Origin of the sequence: Bombella sp. ESL0385 (assembly GCF_009725755.1) — a bacterium.
Taxonomy (GTDB): domain Bacteria; phylum Pseudomonadota; class Alphaproteobacteria; order Acetobacterales; family Acetobacteraceae; genus Bombella; species Bombella pollinis.
Map to the genome: position 1 here is coordinate 941,443 of NZ_WNIJ01000001.1, position 17,507 is coordinate 958,949.

Genomic DNA, 17,507 nt, shown 5'->3' on the forward strand with positions numbered 1-17,507 from the left:
CGTTAGGTTTCGTAATTGTGCGGAGCCGTTGTTAAGTGGAGAGGATGTACTTAAATGAATGCTCATTCATCATCCAAAAAATCGGTCAATACAAGCCGTCGGCATGTTTTGGGCGCCCTTGGGGCTTCCATCGTAGCAGGGGGGGCAAGCTCCGCTGTGGCGCAGTCTCTTGGTTTCCCAGCTCCGCCGGCTGGTTTGGGGAAACGTCCTTATCCGAATCTTCTTCGCCCGCTGAATGACGGCCCGCGTAAGTTTGGTTACGCCATTGTTGGCCTTGGCAAATATGCTGTGAACCAGATTCTGCCTGCTTTTGCAGAGTGTGAATATGCGAAGGTTACAGCTCTTGTCAGCGGTGACATCGAGAAGGCACGCCGTCTTGGCAAGCATTATGGTATTGAGGAATCTCACCTCTATACATACGACACGTTCGATAAAATCGCGCAGGACCCGGAAGTTGATGCCGTGTACATCATTCTGCCGAACTCCCTGCATGCTGATTTTACGGAGCGTTCTTTCCGCGCAGGCAAGCATGTGCTGTGTGAAAAGCCAATGGCTGTCACGGTGGAAGAATGTCAGCGTATGATTAACGCTGGTAAGAAAGCTGGCAAGAAGCTGATGATTGGCTATCGTTGCCACTTCGACCCCGTTACACATAAAGCTATTGAGCTGGCACGCACCAGCATCGGTAAGCCACAGATTATCAGCACAGATAACGGCGATAATACCGACCCGACCGATCCTACCTACCAGTGGCGTCTAACACGCGCGCTATCTGGCGGTGGTGCGCTGATGGACCTCGGTATTTACGGGGTGAACGGCTCTCGTTACATGCTGGATGAGGATCCGATTGAGGTTCAGGCCACAATCATGCCGCCATCTGACCCGATGTTCCGTGAGATTGACGAGACAATCGTTTGGATCATGCGGTATCGCTCTGGCGCGGTGGCACATGGTAGTGCCTCCTTTAACGTCAATGCGATGTCCCGCTTTAACCTGCAAGGGACGGAAGCCTCCCTGCGGATGGACCCTGCAACAAGCTATTGGTGTAACAGCGTAAGCCACTGCACAAGTGGGGATACACAAACATGGTCCACACCGATGTTCACCATCCCAGCATTGAACCAGTTCTCCGCTCAGCTAGACCATCTAGCCATCAGCGTAGCTAATAACACACCGCTCGCTGCAACGGGTGAAGAAGGCATGCAGGATGTGCGCTTGATTCAAGCTATGTATCAGTCTGCTAACTCTGGTAGTCGCCCTGTCTCCACTGATTGGGGTGACTGGCGTAAGACCATCTGATCGTCCTTTAAGACGCTCTGATGAGGAGGGGGCCGCATGGAGCATGTGGCCCTCTTTTTTGTGGGTAAGATATATTAAGAGGCTATCGTGGCATCCAACCAGCCTTGCAACATGTAGGCTGCGGCCATTTTATCGACCACGTCTCCGCGTTTTTTACGGCTCATATCGGCTTCTTGAATCAAAAAGCGATTTACAGCACTGGAGGAGAGCCGCTCATCCCATAAGCAAGTAGGTATATTAAGACGCTCGCTCAAATCTTTTGCCCAATCATGAGCAGCACGAGCAGCAGGGCCGAAGCTGCCATCAAGGGAGAGGGGAAGGCCGACAACGATTCCCCCTATTGCGTGCTGGGCGCATAATTCCTGAAAGATTGGCAGCATCTGTTTAAGTTTTTTTCGCATCACAATGGTAAGCGGCGAGGCCAGCATGAGCGATATGTCAGACAGAGCAAGGCCTATCTGCTTACTGCCAGGGTCTATCCCCAGAACAGATTGTGAAGGTTGAAGCTGATTGCGTAGCGCGTGTGGATTGAATAGTGTCATGGCAAGAGGGTATGCTCTCTCATAGCTTGAGGCTAACGTAACGATATTGGTGGACGGGACTATACATGTCGCTTGACGTGAAGACAGTGGCAAAAATGGCCAGACTGGCAAGAATTGGTCTTTCTGAGGAGGAGCTACAAGCTCATCAGAAAGAAATGCAGGGAATTATTGGCTGGGTCGATCATCTCAATGAGGTTGATATTACAGATGTCCCCCCGATGGTCGGCACGGGTTTGGCTCAGCCACGCTTGCGTGATGACAAAGTAACGGATGGAAATTGCCCAGAAGCCGTCCTCTCCAACGCACCGGAGCGTGAAGGTCCCTTTTATACCGTGCCGAAGGTGGTGGAATAATGAGCAGCCTGTTTGATTACACATTAGCATCCGCACGGGATGCTTTGCGCGCCCGCAAGATTTCCGCTGTGGAGTTGGTCAATGCTCATATTGAGGCTATTGAACGCCTTGATGATGGGCTGAATAGCTTCATCACCCGTACGCCAGAGCAAGCGCGCATTGCCGCGAAGGAGGCAGATGCTGCTTTAGCAAAAGGGGAAGGGGGGCCTTTATGTGGCCTGCCAATCGGCCTGAAAGACCTTTTTGCCACCAAGGATGTCCGCACAACGGCTGCGAGTAAAATCCTTGATAATTTCGTCCCCCCTTATGAGAGCACGGTGACAGCTAACCTCAAGCAAGATGGAGCTATCTCTCTTGGTAAGCTGAATCTTGATGAGTTCGCTATGGGTTCCACTAACCTAACATCCGCTTTTGGCGGGGTGGTGAATCCATGGCAACGGCGTGGCTCCACAGCGAAGTTAGTGCCCGGTGGGTCCTCTGGTGGTTCTGCCGCAGCAGTGGCGGCGGGGTTGGTTCTTGGGGCTACTGGGACGGATACGGGCGGTTCCATCCGCCAGCCTGCGGCTTTTTGCGGTATTGCAGGGATTAAGCCGACTTATGGCCGTTGCTCCCGCTTTGGGACCATCGCCTTTGCAAGCTCTTTAGACCAAGCAGGCCCGATGGCGCGTAACCTACAAGATTGCGCTATTTTGTTGGAATCTATGGCAGGGTTCGATCCAAAAGATTCTACAAGTGTGGATAAACCCGTCCCACATTATGAGGCGGCCTTGGGGCGAGGCGTGAAGGGCCTAAAGGTGGGGATTCCGAAAGAATATCGGATTGATGGCCTCCCTGCTGAGATTGCCGCTGTTTGGGACCAAGGGATTGCCTGGCTTAAAGAGGCAGGGGCCGAGATTGTCGATATGTCTCTGCCACATACACAATATGGCCTCCCAGCTTATTATATTGCAGCTTTGGCGGAGGCATCCTCCAACCTTGCGCGGTATGATGGTGTGCGTTTTGGTGAGCGCGTAACGGGGGCATCACTGGATGCTCTTTATGAAGCAACGCGTGCAGCGGGCTTTGGTGAGGAAGTAAAACGCCGTATCCTGCTGGGTACTTATGTGCTGTCCTCCGGCTATTATGATGCGTATTATCTGCGCGCGCAAAAGGTTCGTACCTTGTTACAGCGGGACTTCTTGCAGGCTTACGAAAAGGTAGATGTCATCCTCGCCCCAACGGCACCTTCTGGGGCTTTTGCATGGGATGAAAAACCAACTGACCCCGTGCAGATGTACCTTAATGACGTCTTTACCGTGCCTGCTAGCATGGCCGGTGTGCCTGCTTTATCCGTACCTGTAGGGTTGGATAGCCACGGCGTGCCACTTGGCTTGCAGTTAATTGGTCGCTTCTTTGATGAAGAAACACTCTTAGCTGCGGGCTCCGTTTTGGAGAAAGCAGCATCCTTTACCCATCGTCCTACTATCCATGCAGGGGTATCAGCATGAGCGCGTATCGAATCACTGGTGAAACTGGCGCATGGGAAGTGGTCATCGGGTTGGAGGTCCACGCCCAGATTGTAAGCCAAGCGAAGTTATTTTCTGGGGCTTCTGCCTCTTATGGCGGGGAGCCTAACAGCCATGTTAGCCTAATTGATGCGGGCTTCCCTGGTATGCTGCCTGTCTTGAACCGTGAGTGCGTAGCCCAAGCGGTACGGACAGGGCTCGGCTTGCGAGCGCAGATTAATCTTTTCAGTCGCTTTGACCGGAAGAATTACTTCTATGCGGATTTGCCGACAGGCTATCAAATTAGCCAGTTTGAGCATCCAATCGTGGGGAAGGGCACTGTCGAGATCGAGCTAGCCGATGGTGAAACCCGGCATATCGGCGTGACCCGGATGCATATGGAGCAAGATGCCGGGAAGTCCATTCACGACCAAGACCCGACACGGTCTTTCATCGACCTCAACCGTGCTGGTGTGGCGTTGATGGAGATTGTGAGTGAACCCGATATTCGTTCCCCAGAAGAAGCCGGTGCGTATATCCGCAAATTACGGCAGATTCTGCGTTATTTGGGGACATGCGATGGCAATATGGAGGAAGGCTCCATGCGCGCGGATGTCAATGTCTCTGTCCGGCGTGAAGGGGAAGAGGGCTATCGCACGCGCTGCGAGATTAAGAATGTGAACTCCGTACGCTTTGTCATGCAGGCGATTGAAGTTGAAGCGCAGCGTCAGGTTGATGTGTGGGAATCTGGTGGGGAAATTGACCAAGAGACCCGCCTTTTTGACCATGTAAAGGGCGAGACGCGCTCTCTGCGGACCAAGGAAGATGCGCATGATTACCGCTACTTCCCAGAGCCGGACCTCCTGCCTTTGGTGCTAGAGCAATCTTGGGTGGATGAGCTGAAGGCGGCTCTGCCAGAATTGCCAGAGGATAAGCGCGCACGGCTGGAGAAAGAATACGGCGTCTCTCGCTATGAATCGGGCGTTCTGACGGCTGAACAATCTGTAGCGGACTTTTACGAGACAGTGGCACGCGGGGCGGATGCACGTTTGGCGACAAACTGGATTCTGGGTGATTTCTTCGCAGCATTGAATCGAACAGGCCGGACGATTGAGAATAGCCCGGTCTCTGCTGAATCATTGCGTGAGCTTCTTGCCTTGATAAGTGATTCCACCATTAACGGGAAAATCGCAAAAGAGGTTCTCGAAGATATGGTGGAGACAGGTGATAAACCTTCCGCCATTGTGGACCGTAAGGGCCTCCGCCAAGTGACGGATACAGGCGCGATTGAAGCGGCAATTAGCGAGATTTTAGCAGCTAATGCGGATAAAGTTGCTGAATATAAGAGCGGCAAAGATAAGCTCTTTGGCTTCTTTGTTGGGCAAACGATGAAGGCCATGAAAGGCAAAGCCAACCCGGCCATGGTTAATGAGCTGCTGAAGAAACTTTTAGCTTCATAAAATCGTAAAAAGAATGGTGTAGGGGGCTTTACGTCACGCGCGTTTCCCCCTACAAACAGTCCTGCAAACGCCGTGTAAAAACCGTTTATAGCGGAGGGGTGGCCGAGAGGCTGAAGGCGGCGGTTTGCTAAACCGTTATACGGGTAACTCCCGTATCGTGGGTTCGAATCCCATCCCCTCCGCCACGGATTACCAGAAAATAGCCAAAAATTATCCTGAGATGTAACGGTTTTTTATTCCGTTTATCGTGCTTGTCTCAGTCATGCTGTGGGGGATTTTGTGGGGGGATGGCAGAATGAGATGTTTTACCCCAGCACGCAGCATTTTCCCGCAGGGCGTAGTCGAGATCAGCGGCTTGGATACGGACGTTCTTTAGCTCCGGGTGGGCCATCATTTCGGCATAAGCACCCCGCTGTTGCTCTAGCGTAGGTGTACGGAGATAAAGGCATTGCTGGTGGATACGCACCTCACTGCATCCCCCTAACAAAGCTATGCCGCACGCTACGACCAGGGCGAAAGGAATATAGAGCCAGAGGGGGCTTTCTTGCGTCATAGGCCTTCTTTCCCATCGCGTAGTTTTTCCAGAAGCTCATCGTCAGTCTGCGGCGCATTGGCGGCCGCATCATTCATACGAGATAATGTAGCGTTCTCATCATTTGCCTCTGTTAGGTTTTGCTGCTCTGATTGAACCCGTGCAGCATTACGACCAGCGCGATGCATCACGAAACCGAACAGGGTGAGGGCAGCGATGAACGCCACCCCACACCCGGCATAGAGATACATCATGCCGCAGAACTGACCTGCGCCACTGGAGATGCTTTCTTCTTCTCCAGAGTAGCGATAACGTCTTTAATCCCTTCTTCTACCTCAGACAGACCGCCTTCAACGCGCTGGATGCCGGCAAAAAGGGCGGTACTATCGAAACGATCGGATAACAGAGAAGCAACCTCATCAGAGATGCTGCCCAAAATGACAGACGCTAAATGGAGGCGCGATTTAGTCGCGGCACTTTCGCTATCACCTAGAGCTCCTTCAATGAGGGTGAGTAGTCCATTAATGACGGAAGAAGCTGTGTTGTCGGTCATGATAAGGTCCTTTGTTGTGAGAGATTGAATAGCCGGGTTCAGTCAACCAGGCTTGCTGTGTTCCTTATTGGCAGCAGAGCTTTTTTCTAATTCACTAACTGCCGTAGGAATGATGGAGGAGGCGATGGCACGGGCCGTGCTGTTGTCAGGCAAGAGCAAAGGCAAAGCGGCCATGAGCAAAGTGGCAGCTATATTGGCATCAAGCGCGCCTGTTTTTGCCCCCGCTAGGCCTCCAATAATGAGAGATAATCCGTAAAGGGTGGTGGGCTGACGCATCCAGGACAATGTTCTCATGCTGCTGCCACCTTATCTACCAGCGGCCCGTAGGGATTTTTGCCATTCTCTATGAAGATGATAGCGCGCATGAGGCCAGCTACTAGCTGAGGTGTGAAAGGCCCTAATTTTTGGTCTGGCGTTACGCCAAGCGCATGAGACACGCCGTTGATATAGGCCGCCGTGTCATTCTCGGTCGGGGGTGCCCATTTGCTGATGATATCCTTGACGGTATCTAGGCCATCATGCTGGTTATAACGCAGCAACTGACCGCGCAAAGCAATTAAACCAGCTTCTGGCGTGTTGAAAGCCGCAAATCTCGGATGAACCCCTTGTTCAAGATGAGCCCCTGCTTGGCCTACAAAGTCCAAATTTCCAGGGTTATTATTGCGGATGCCGCGTACTTCCATGGTGCATTAACCTCCGATGTGGAAAATCTTCATGATGACGGCGATGATGATTCCACCAGCACTTGAGCCGCCCGCGATGAAAAGGTTGCGCCATGAATTGCCGTGCCTAACCTGAGAGAGAATTTTCTCTAACATTTGCTGCTGGCTAGCTTGGCGGTCTTTGACGACAGCCATATCCATCTCGATGTCTCGGATGTCTTGTTTGATTTCTAGGCCTTCAGCGCGGGTTAGATACTGGTCATTCATGAGTGCTTCACTCCGGCCCCAGAGGCATCAACCCAAATTGTTCCGTTAAAGAAAACAGGTTGTCCCTGACCCGCACAGTCGGTGCAGAAAAATGCCGTGCCAATAGGAGCTGATAGGGGGAGGGCAGAGTAAGGCACAGCCTTTAGGCTGATACTTCCGGCCTCTCCAAATGTCATAATTCCTTGAGCCGATGGAGGGAGCTTTCCAGAATCAAAAATCCCATGCTGGGCCGGGGGAATAGCCATGCTGTTGGCCGAAGCCGTGCCAGTTATTAGCGATACCGAAAGTGCCAGTGCGAAGCGCATGAATGTCCCTCTCCATCATCAGGATGGATAGGTAACCACGCCTTTGTAATTCTGGTGTGTCCCCCAGGGTCATTTGGTCGCATTATAAAGATTGTTGGTTGGTGAGACTAAGAAACCCTGCCCTTGATTGCGCTGGACGAGCTTTTCATAACGGGCTGTGTAGCCGGGGTTAATCATGTCTTGCAGGCTGTAAATGACGCTATATTTCAGGGCGGCATTGATGATAGGAAGATTGCCAAAAGGGATTTGTCCAGAGGCAAAACGGACAAGGTCGGCCAGATAGGTGCGGGCCTTCTCGGCATCAGGGCTGCCAACCAGCTCATCACGGGTGGCGGTGAATATCCCGGCTAGTTTGGTCATGTCAGAAATGGTTGGTCCGGCTAGCGTTTCTAGCATGTTATTGCCCATACGGCTCTGCTGGCCAAAGAGGAAATCGCCATAAATACCCGCACCACCACCCTGGCCCATGGCGGATATCCATGTGCGAACATCGCCTGCATCGCGTGGCTCTTTCCCGGCCAATATGGCTTTAGCCTGCATAGCGACATAGCCAAGCAAGGTTGTAGCGGCAATCATGTGGGCAATGCCCGGTAGGTCTAGCCCGTTGCGCTTCACCTCACGTTGATAAAGCCTGCGAACATGGGAAATGGGGAAGCTCTTAAATTGTAGCATCAGCCGTGCGGCCTGGCCGAGTAGCGGGTTCACGTCATCCAGCCGGTTGCTGATGCCCCTGAAGGTAGCCTGCGTGCGGACATCCGGCTCTGTCATGCCTTCTCGTGTTTGGTCGGTGATGTAGGCATAGAGCTTGCGGGTCAGGCTGTCCCGTATGTCATCTGCAGTTTGGCCTTTCTCGATTAGGGGAGCCACAGCCTCATCGGGCAATTGGCCTATCTCGCTGGGTAGGATATGGTCTTCTCCTGCCGCTGTCCGCACGGCCTGCCGCATCACGTCCCATTCTGGTTGGGTGATACCAAAGCGTTGCAGGCTGGCCCGCAATCGTCCATCAAGGGCTTCATATCCTAGGCCAGCATTCCGGCCAAGATTATGGGAAAGCATCAGGCCGATGCCTTCTGAGAGGCTATCTGTCCAATATTCCAGACCATTGAAGCGGTAAAACTTATTGATGAGGTCGCTCATCTTTCCTAATGGCGCATCATTGGCAGAGAAGCGGCTCATGACAGAGCCAAGATGCCCTTGCAGCCCCACGCCCAGCATGCGGGCGACCTCTTTGCGTTCTTGAGGGTTTGCGCTGAATAACGCTGGGGCTAGAGATTTAAGGCTGTTCCAATAGCTTTCCAGCAACGGCACACCATTATGCCGCAAAACGGAGGCATTAACAGCAAGGTCGGGTAGGGAGGAAATGACGACCCCGCCTAGTTTTGTGACTTGGTTCCATGCATGAGCATAGGCGCCGATGGTTTCCACTGTCTTGTTGGCCGGCTGTCTGGCCCTGCCTGTCACGATGTCCAGCAGGGCACTGCGTTCCAACCGGCGGAGCTTATCTACCATTTTAGCATCGGCACGGTCACGCGCCGCCTGCACGGATTCCTCAATCATGCTGCGGAACATGCTCTCAGGGTTCGTACCTAAATCACCCATCACGGCGGCGTTGCGTGCGCCACTGATAAGCCCTTTGAAGATGCTGTCCACCACATGGCCTTGGCCGAACTTTTTGTTGTAGGCCAACCAGCCATCAGCATCTTTGAAGTGTAGAACACGGTTCTGGCTGACCTTCTTGGCTTTGTTGGATGTGCCTTTGAAGCCAGAGAGCCAATCCCGCCCGTTGGCGTTATCATGCTCACCTGTGGAGAGGTTAAGCCATACATTGCGGAGGAAGTCTTCCTTCGACTGCTTGGCGGGCATCATCTCAAAAGTACGGTCATCAAGTAGAGGGAGGATGGTGTCCCGCCAGTTCTGGTAAGACCTTTCCGACCCATCGCCTCGTATCTTCCACATGTCATGGCTCTGGCGGGTGACGTAATGATCCGCCTTGCCAATCCATGCGCCTTGCTTGTTTTGCATCAGCCGCACGGTGTCTTGATACTCAGACAGGATGCGGGCAGCCTCGGCAGCCAGCTTATTGCCTGTTGGGGACCCTGCTTCTGGGTCATCAAGACGCCACATCTCACGCGCCACATCAGCATCGAATTGTTCATCGCGCTCTAATAGAGCTTTAAAAACGCCCGCTTTATCTAAATCATGCATCAGAGGGCCAAGAAGCTGAGCAACACGGCCATGACTATGCGCATCTACAGAGAGGGCGGCATCACGTTCCCCGGTTTGCTTCCCGGCGAGAATACCTTCAAGGGAAGCCGCTTCATCTCCAGCAACGATGCGGCGGCGTAACTCAGCACGGACGATGAGGTTCTTCTTGCGGGCATTAGCCTCGATGATGGCGGCCAGACGCTCCTCATCAGCCATACGAGCACCAGCTTTCTCCAAGGCTTCACGCGGGGAGAGGCCTTGCTGCATGTAGCGGCCAGCTTCTTTTTCCAGCCGCCCAAACATCTCATCAAGCTCTGCCTTGGACATTTCACGGCCAGCGGCTTGCTCGGCTTCGTTGTAGCATGGATGTTCGTGCGTCATAGGGCTTTCCTTGTTAGGCAGGCGGCAGCGGAGGCGAGGGCATCGGCATTACCATCGGAGAGAGCTTTCTCACGGTGGATGTCTGCCAGTTCTTCAGGGCTGATCTGGTCGCCTAGGGCGGCAAGCTGCTGGTCGATCTGGTCGGAATAGGACTGTGCTTCAGTGATGGATTTATCTTGACTTTTGGGGGCAGTGTTTTCATTTTGTAAGAAGCTGTTGTGGCGTTCGTCATCTCTCCCAGACCTCAGAGTATCGGACATATTTTGCTCGTGGGGATTAAAGGAGTCGGAACCCTGTCCGGTTGGGTTCGAATTGGTGTTGAGATCCTTTTCCCACAGCAGCTTTCTGTTTTTCAGATAACCTGTTTTGAATTCATCGGCTGTTCCAACACGGTAATAGCCATCTTTTTTGATGAGATGCAGTACTGTAGTGGGGTGTTTATGTTTCGACCCCTGTTTATCTCCCATTTTCACGGTGAAGAAAGAACCATTTCCTTCATCTAGGCGAACCTGATTTGCATCAGCAATAGCCCGCTTTACAAAGTCATCAATACTAGCAAAGCCACGCTTCTTTAGCTCTTCACCATGCCGGGCAGAAATATGAAGGCGACCATGGCCTCCGCCAATATCTTGGCCCTTCCCATTAATTTTAACGGTATGCACGCCATCACCCAACACGATAGGCCATGCTGGCGCGCCATCCACCCCTTCCATCATACGTCCTACTAAAGCAGGATTGCTTCCTACCTCTGAAAGGTCCAGATGCTCAATGCTACTAGCAGGCAGGGGAGACGTATTTTGCCCATGTCTTGGGCTGGGGGAGGCATCTTTTAAGGCAGAAAGGCCCGCGCGGCTTTGTGTGACTTCATGGCTTTCATACCCATGGAGGTTCCGCATGATGGCCTCAGCCGCATCATTCTGCAAGGCATCAAGCTTTTGCTTTGCGGTTTGATAGGCTTCCTCTACATACCCTTGCCAGCTAGTAGCATCATGGCCTTTGCCGCGCTCTGCTTCGATAGTCCGTAATGCGCTCTCTACGGCATCTTCTGTCCCGTTATGCTTTAGGATGGCATCTGCCATATCATACAAATCCATCCCATCTAGGGCGGCATCAAGGTGTTGCGCATAAAGGCCAAGGCGTTCACGGGTCAGGGCATGTAGAAGATTTTGCTGCTCACCGATGCGGCTCCTATGGAAAGCCCTCCCATGGTCGAGCATTTCTTCATAACGCTGCCATGTGGAGTGACGAGATACGCGCAAAGCGTCCTCAATGGCGGCATCAGGATGGGCACCGGATAGGATGGTATTAATAGCGTGATTATGTTCATCAGGCGTTAGGTCAACATCTGCTGCATTGGCAGCTTCATCAACATCATCGGCTGCTTGTTCTCGATAATGGTCCTCAATGTTTGATAGGTCTGATGGGTGCTGAGACAATACGCCCTCAGGAAAAACCTTACGCCCATGGCTTTCTTCTATCATGGCCTCTAAGAGGTCATTGATGTCAGCATCAGGCTTGAGGTAACCATGCTCAACGGATAGTTCGCGCGCTTTATCCAGAGGCATCCCTCCGTTGCGGCGGACAAGCCCGATGCGTTGACGGTGAATGTCATTCGCTTTTAGCTCTCCCCCTTCATCAAGTACCCCGCCATGACGGGTGAGGAAGGTAAAGAGGGATGGGGCCGTTGGCTGTGGTTTTGTGATTGAAGTGGATGGGGGAATGTCTATATCAGTAGAGGCATCCTCATCAGGCGGCTCATAAAGAGAGCTTTCACTTACTGTGTCAGCATGATTTTGTTGGAGTTGCGAGAGGTCGTCTGCAATTTTATCCCGTAAAGGAACGTGCGTATCTACGTCCGTGTCCGTAGGCAACGCGTCATGCGAAGCTACAACGCGCTCAAGCTCATCTTTGGAATTTTGGACTTCGTGGATATTGAGCAGGCTTTCTGCATTGCTAGGCGTATCACTGGCTAGAGATGTTAGACCATCAGCTAAAACCTGCCCTTTGGCATTAGTACCAGCCCTTTCGAGCCTTTTACTAAGAGTGTAGCCAATCCCATGCAGTCCACCGCCCATGACGCCACCAAATGCGATGTTCCGTAGGGCCTGTCCCGCGCTCCAATCATTATGCTCATCGCGGTCCAGAACCATATTGAGCGGCTCAAGGGCGGCCATGCCAATGGCCCCTTGGCTGGCACCTTGCACTATACGCCCCGGAAGATTGCTGGATAAAGCGGCCCCAACGCGCCGGTTTAGTCCTTCGGCAGAAATAAGACCATCGGCCACACGTTCCATGCCAAAGCCCTCGGCACGAGCTGCGGCACCTCCCAGGGCCATGCCGATGCGTTCTTCCCCCAGACCAGGAATCAGCGCAGCAGCATAGTTGATGGGGTCTAGGAAAGAGGGAAGGGCACCTGCTGCTGTGTTCAGTATGCCGTTTATAGGCCCATCTGGTCCGTTGCGGATGGTATTCTGCCGAATAAGGTTGTTCTGTTTTTCCTCATTGAGGGTTTGGGCTAAAGCGGAAGAGACAGGCTTGTCGAAATTAAGCACCCCTTTGATGCCATAGCGCGCATTGGCATCTTCTGGAGTAAGGGTATCTCCCTCGCTGCTTTTGACTTCATGGCGTATCCAGTCACCAATGCGGACGACCGGCATATCGTTAATGCCTGCCGTAAAGGAGGCACCAAGAGATTGCTCCAAGGATGACGCCTGCCCTGCTAGCCCTTCATCCTGAACGCTCTTGAGTGTGTTCAGCCCGCCTGAAAATAATGACATATCCCCTCCCGGTGGGGGAGGAGCATGGCAGCCATTTGTAATTCTGGTGTGTCTTAATCACCCAACTCCACATCCACACTAACGCTCGTGAGTGTTACGGGTAGTGGTTGGTCAGTTTGAAAGATGAGACTTCCCTTCTGGGTCCAGTTGGGCGTTGGTATCCTCATGGTTAGTCCAGAGATAAGGGCTGGCCTAACGTCCTTCTTCTGGTAAGGATTGGGAGCCATGCTTCCGGCAGCGGCACCTTGATTGTCCAAATCATGGAATGTGCGACCCTCATTTGTGGACACGCTCAGGCCGGTTGTGTTGTAGAGCGAGGCATAAACCTTGCTGACCCGCTTGCGCCGTGCGAATTGGGGAGGATTACCGAGGTCTATTGGTAGAGTGACAGCACGCGCATGGATGGGCAAACCGACTGTAACCACACTGCCTGACCGGGGCAGGGTGAGGGTGCCATCATTCCTCACTGTCAGCCCTGTAAATCCTTGCCCATCAATGCAGGCCGATACTGTGGCACCTGCCAAATGCCCCAGCCCAGAGACGGTGCTAGTTGGCTGGCCTTCATAGCGCAGGCCACAATCCACGAACCATGAGCGGGTGATGTCATCATTCTCTGCCCCTAGTTGGCGAGATTGTAGGCGTTCTATAGTGTAGCTTTGTCGTCCATTAATAGTACGTTTTACCACCAGATAAGGGGTATCTTCGATAGCTCCATATCCGTTTTCTTCTGGCACTACGGCCACGGACTGGAAGGCCCCGCCTACTGTACTGTGCTGATGCCATGCCATGACGTTCTGTTCTTTAAGATAGGTCATACTCAGCAAACCTCCATCAGACCTTACGGCCCATATGAGGTTGAATGGGAATTGAGCAAACGACCAGTCGGCAATCGTGTAGCCATAGAAGAGATGGTCAGCCAGAACGGATAGGTCGTTGCCTTGGTATATTTGGGCATACCAGTCATATTGCAGGTCACGGATATGGCTGCCCTTGTTTTCAATGAACAGCACGTCAGTATTGATGGGCAGGGGCTGCACGTCCGAGCTGCCAACGAACATCTGCGGTATGGCGGTGAAGTTGCTTGGTGTTATGGGAGTGCCAGTCTGGCCTCCGGAGATCTTCCAGATGCCCGTTCCGGTAAAAGCCAGAAGGTCCGCCATTGGTACCAGATGCTTAATGGTATTGACCTGCTGGCTAGCAATAGTGGCTGTTATGGCGTCATCAGAAACGACCGGTGTATGAATGTCGAAATTGGTATAGTTGGCCGAGCGGGACATCCAGACCGTCTGGGGATAGGCAAAAGACCCGGCAAATACGCGCCGCTGCTGGAAATACGTTACTGTAACAGGATTATTGCCAGCAAATGGGTTACGATGAACCGGCGGCCCATTTTCGGTATCTGGGGAATAATTAACGTCATCAAAGGATAGGGACGTTGTGTTACCGATTAAGCCCCATTGGCCAGCAAACCGGCGGTAAATATTATAATAATCAGCACCTACAACGGAAGGCCATGAAAGTGTATTATAATTACCGTAATTTGTATAATATCCAATATTGTAGTTTGTAACAAACCGCCCAACTTGGACAGGTACTTGAGACGTCACAGTGCTGGTTTTGCCAGTTGCAGGGTCCGTAATTGTCTGGGTTTGAGTGGTCATCTCCGTTTGAGAAGGAACAAGAGTTGCGTTACTCTCCGTATTCCTCTCATTAGAAACAGAGGTTACCGCATATTCGTAAGTAACGCGAGATACCCCTGGCGTTGTGCCTGTATTTCCTGCCTCGCCTTCTACAGCGTTTGCAGAGAGTGAATCAGGAGCAGAAATGCCCGCGCTATAGGAAATCGCCTCTAGTGTCCAATTAATCTCACCATGACGAGATAGATTCATGGCGGGATAGCGGGAATGGGTGAGGGTCATGACATCCGCAGATTGCGCATGACGCAGCCAGAAAGCGTCCTCGATGTTGTAAGGCGTGGCCAGCTCATAAGGACTACCATCCTGATTGGTCAGATAGGCACCATTGCTGATGAAGCGGACGTAATGGTCGCCAAACTCTAGTACATAGGACTGATTGTTGTTGTAGATGAAGGCAATTAGCTTCGGAGGCAGGCCAGACGCATCAGCTTTTGATGTGCCGATATATTGGGTGCCAGGGCGGTTTGAGATACCACCCTGCACATGCACAAAGAAATTGCTTAGCTCAGCTGCCCCGGAATGCCATTTTTCCATATCAGCACGATAACCAATCAGCGGGGCCATAACCCCACCGCTGAAATTGCTGAACCATGTTAAGCCAACGTTAGGACCAAAAGATTGTTGTGACATTATGTTGTTAGATCGTTAGGTACGGATGGCAGCGTTGTGCTAGTTGTATCTACACCGTTAATAATCGCACGTAGTTTTTGAGCGCATTGCCGAGTTTCAGGACCAAAAACTTCTCCCATTGCTGTGAGTGCTGATGCTTGGGACATTATACGCTGCAATGTGCTCTGCGCCCTGTCTTTTAACGGCAGAGGAGGGGGTGTATATGTAACAATCTGTCCGTTTTGAACTGCTTTTGGCTCCTGCGTTGATGTGAGGTGGCTTTCCCAAAACTCTTTGGTAAGTGGGAGTAATTCGCTCAGCGGAGGCAGTCCCTTAGGTGAATTAAAATTCGCCATATCATACCACCCTGTAACAGGAGATGGTTCTGCAATTGCTGGGTCATAACCGGCATAAAACCTTTTTGGATAGGCAGATTGTACAGCGGTGGATTGAAACGAATCTACTTCAGAAGATGAACCAAATATTTTGTCTGTGTAAAAATCAGAAGATTGCGTCATGTCATAGTTCCTATTGCTAAGCAGTTAAGTTTATATGTTGCTCCATTTGATGAAGTTCCTTGGTATCCATTATCTTCCACGAATACGCTAATTCCTTTATTGCTAAAGGTATTTGCATCAGTATTGACAATGCGAGCAACATTGTGCCCAGTATTTTGCTCATAATCTACACTAAAAAACACAAAAGGAACACTCCCAGGCATGTATGCTTGTGGAAATGTGACGAAATACCATCCAGCAGATGAGGGAATCTGCATATTCCATACCTGCATCACAATATTACCGTTCATCCCAATAACCTGTGGAACAATCCCGCCGATACTAGTTGTAATCTCCCCCCTCATTTGGCCTCCTGTTAGAGGGAGAAGCTCAGCCTCTGCTGCCTGCGCCCGTTGCGTCTCCTGCTGCAGGGCAGATTGGAGGGCGAGGTTAATGGTGCCGCCGCCTCCAGTGCTGTAAAGCCACGGCGTGCCAGATGATTTATTAACCCCCGCGCTAGAAACGGTGAAGTCATTTTGGTACGGAATTCCATTAAGTAGGGTACCGGAGACAAAACTATTTTCTGCCGTTTGCGCCCGCTGCGTCTCTTGCTGAAGAGCGGATTGGAGAGCGCTCTTCTCTTCTTGAAGTTCAGAAACCGTAGCGTAATTGTTAAGTGCGGACGGGATAACTTCATTATTAATTGGGCCAGTAAGAACAGGCAGCAATACACTCACTAAGGCAGCAATTTGCTGAGGAGATGCTGTATTTATCGCGCTGGATAGCTCCTCCATAACGCGGTCACTATCCAATTTTTGGGAGAAAAGAAGCTGCCATTCTTCGACAGATGGAACACTCCCACGCCGCCACTGAGGATAACTATTAGGACCCAATTTAACCATTAACGGCCTCACTATCTGTCATATCTTGAGTAGAGAAAGATTCATGATACGGAGTACGCCAGCCTAGAGGTGTTTGAGAGATGACTAAAACGCCGGGGCGCGCTTCTTCATTGAACGCCGCTCGATAATTTTTATTATCATCTACGCCTATTGTTTCGGCCGCCCCGATATCCCTAGACGTTAGGCCTGCTGGGATAACACCATTAGGCCCCATAGGAGGCGCATAAGGAGCGGCAATAGGTGCGGGAGGCTGATGACCACCGGCTACATAGCCTACATTCTGCGTGTTATTAGTCTGGTGGATGTCTGCTCCGCCCTCAAGCTCTGAGAAGCGCACATTAAGCCAATCAGGAATGACCTCAGTCTTGACTACGTCAACGCGTTGGTCAGCAAGACAGGCACGCTCTACTTCACGGGTAGCTTCCTGCTCGACCGCAGCTGCTGTGCTGCCATCAATCCCTAGTGTCGTAGCAATAGACGCTGCCAGGCAAAGCCAAAAGGCTCGCCGGAAGGATGGTGGCCAATAATCAATGCTGACATTCTTCGTGATATAAGTCACACTCACGGTTTGGCTATTGGTTAAGATGACAGGGCGCGGCACTGTGCCACCAGCCTTGCCCATGCCTTCGCCAAAGCTTTCTCTTGGGGCGAACATCTTCATGCGCTGGTCCACGGGTTTGACGGTCTTCCCATCATCGACCCTCAGAACCCGCACGCTGTCTTCCGGAAGAAGGATTTCATACTGCCAGAGTGGACTGTCACTCGCCACAGCCGTGCCTGTGCCCACACAGCGGGGCCATTGCCATGTGTAGACAGGCCCTCCCACGCTAGCTGGATGAGCTAATAGGGAGAGCAACACGTCATCATAATAGGCAGCGCAGACACTGGCCTCCACAGAGCCGTCATCAAATGACGTGATATTACTCTGAGTTCCGAGGCGCATTAAAGCACGTTGGCAGAGGTCAATGGCTGTAGTCATCAG

18 protein-coding genes and 1 tRNA gene are annotated in these 17,507 nt (G+C 52.0%); 5 read left to right on the forward strand and 14 right to left on the reverse strand.

Features of this window, described 5'->3' with window-relative positions; all coding sequences use genetic code 11:
- Positions 1-54: 54 nt before the first annotated feature.
- Complete coding sequence (locus tag GM557_RS04310) at positions 55-1,299, forward strand: Gfo/Idh/MocA family protein (protein WP_155573095.1); 1,245 nt, start codon at positions 55-57, stop codon at positions 1,297-1,299.
- 74 nt (positions 1,300-1,373) lie between these two features.
- On the opposite strand, the gene ruvX is transcribed toward GM557_RS04310, so the two are convergent.
- Entirely contained in the window at positions 1,374-1,841 is a 468-nt protein-coding gene (gene ruvX / locus GM557_RS04315) for a Holliday junction resolvase RuvX (RefSeq protein ID WP_155573096.1), read from the reverse strand.
- 65 nt (positions 1,842-1,906) lie between these two features.
- Here ruvX and gatC point away from each other — a divergent pair, with 65 nt between their 5' ends.
- The 4 genes from gatC (at position 1,907) to GM557_RS04335 (ending at position 5,323) form a co-directional block, all read left to right on the forward strand.
- The gene (gatC, locus tag GM557_RS04320) at positions 1,907-2,194 is read left to right on the forward strand and encodes an Asp-tRNA(Asn)/Glu-tRNA(Gln) amidotransferase subunit GatC (protein WP_099027382.1); all 288 of its coding nucleotides are present in this window, start codon (positions 1,907-1,909) and stop codon (positions 2,192-2,194) included.
- Positions 2,194-3,681: an Asp-tRNA(Asn)/Glu-tRNA(Gln) amidotransferase subunit GatA gene (gene gatA / locus GM557_RS04325; protein WP_155573097.1), complete on the forward strand. Its 1,488-nt coding sequence runs from the start codon at positions 2,194-2,196 to the stop codon at positions 3,679-3,681. Before gatC ends, gatA begins: the two co-directional genes overlap by 1 nt.
- A complete protein-coding gene (gene gatB / locus GM557_RS04330; protein ID WP_155573098.1) occupies positions 3,678-5,138 on the forward strand; it encodes an Asp-tRNA(Asn)/Glu-tRNA(Gln) amidotransferase subunit GatB in 1,461 nt (486 codons plus the stop codon). Before gatA ends, gatB begins: the two co-directional genes overlap by 4 nt.
- Positions 5,139-5,230: 92 nt before the next feature.
- A tRNA-Ser gene (locus GM557_RS04335) sits at positions 5,231-5,323 on the forward strand.
- Positions 5,324-5,394: 71 nt separating this feature from the next.
- On the opposite strand, the gene GM557_RS04340 is transcribed toward GM557_RS04335, so the two are convergent.
- From GM557_RS04340 to GM557_RS04400, 13 genes are all read right to left on the reverse strand, one after another.
- Positions 5,395-5,691, reverse strand: coding sequence for a hypothetical protein (locus tag GM557_RS04340; RefSeq protein WP_155573099.1), 297 nt, complete (start codon positions 5,689-5,691; stop codon positions 5,395-5,397).
- On the reverse strand, positions 5,688-5,924 hold the full coding sequence (locus GM557_RS04345; RefSeq protein WP_155573100.1) for a hypothetical protein: 237 nt from the start codon (positions 5,922-5,924) through the stop codon (positions 5,688-5,690). The genes GM557_RS04340 and GM557_RS04345 overlap by 4 nt, the downstream gene beginning before the upstream one ends.
- Positions 5,921-6,223, reverse strand: coding sequence for a hypothetical protein (locus tag GM557_RS04350; protein ID WP_155573101.1), 303 nt, complete (start codon positions 6,221-6,223; stop codon positions 5,921-5,923). Before GM557_RS04350 ends, GM557_RS04345 begins: the two co-directional genes overlap by 4 nt.
- 42 nt (positions 6,224-6,265) lie before the next feature.
- Positions 6,266-6,517, reverse strand: a complete 252-nt coding sequence (locus GM557_RS04355) for a hypothetical protein (protein WP_155573102.1) — start codon at positions 6,515-6,517, stop codon at positions 6,266-6,268.
- A complete protein-coding gene (locus GM557_RS04360) occupies positions 6,514-6,906 on the reverse strand; it encodes a structural protein P5 (protein ID WP_155573103.1) in 393 nt (130 codons plus the stop codon). Before GM557_RS04360 ends, GM557_RS04355 begins: the two co-directional genes overlap by 4 nt.
- A gap of 6 nt (positions 6,907-6,912) precedes the next feature.
- Positions 6,913-7,152 carry a hypothetical protein gene (locus tag GM557_RS04365; protein ID WP_155573104.1) on the reverse strand — a complete coding sequence of 80 codons (240 nt, stop codon included), beginning with the start codon at positions 7,150-7,152 and terminating at the stop codon, positions 6,913-6,915.
- A 210-nt stretch (positions 7,153-7,362) separates the two neighbouring features.
- The gene (locus GM557_RS04370) at positions 7,363-7,530 is read right to left on the reverse strand and encodes a hypothetical protein (protein ID WP_155573105.1); all 168 of its coding nucleotides are present in this window, start codon (positions 7,528-7,530) and stop codon (positions 7,363-7,365) included.
- Positions 7,527-10,043 carry a hypothetical protein gene (locus tag GM557_RS04375; RefSeq protein WP_155573106.1) on the reverse strand — a complete coding sequence of 839 codons (2,517 nt, stop codon included), beginning with the start codon at positions 10,041-10,043 and terminating at the stop codon, positions 7,527-7,529. Before GM557_RS04375 ends, GM557_RS04370 begins: the two co-directional genes overlap by 4 nt.
- On the reverse strand, positions 10,040-12,820 hold the full coding sequence (locus tag GM557_RS04380; RefSeq protein ID WP_155573107.1) for a hypothetical protein: 2,781 nt from the start codon (positions 12,818-12,820) through the stop codon (positions 10,040-10,042). Before GM557_RS04380 ends, GM557_RS04375 begins: the two co-directional genes overlap by 4 nt.
- 53 nt (positions 12,821-12,873) lie before the next feature.
- Positions 12,874-15,147 carry a hypothetical protein gene (locus GM557_RS04385; protein WP_155573108.1) on the reverse strand — a complete coding sequence of 758 codons (2,274 nt, stop codon included), beginning with the start codon at positions 15,145-15,147 and terminating at the stop codon, positions 12,874-12,876.
- A complete protein-coding gene (locus GM557_RS04390) occupies positions 15,147-15,644 on the reverse strand; it encodes a hypothetical protein (protein WP_155573109.1) in 498 nt (165 codons plus the stop codon). The genes GM557_RS04385 and GM557_RS04390 overlap by 1 nt, the downstream gene beginning before the upstream one ends.
- Entirely contained in the window at positions 15,641-16,525 is an 885-nt protein-coding gene (locus tag GM557_RS04395) for a hypothetical protein (protein ID WP_155573110.1), read from the reverse strand. The genes GM557_RS04390 and GM557_RS04395 overlap by 4 nt, the downstream gene beginning before the upstream one ends.
- Positions 16,518-17,504, reverse strand: coding sequence for a hypothetical protein (locus GM557_RS04400; RefSeq protein WP_155573111.1), 987 nt, complete (start codon positions 17,502-17,504; stop codon positions 16,518-16,520). Before GM557_RS04400 ends, GM557_RS04395 begins: the two co-directional genes overlap by 8 nt.
- Positions 17,505-17,507 lie beyond the last annotated feature (3 nt).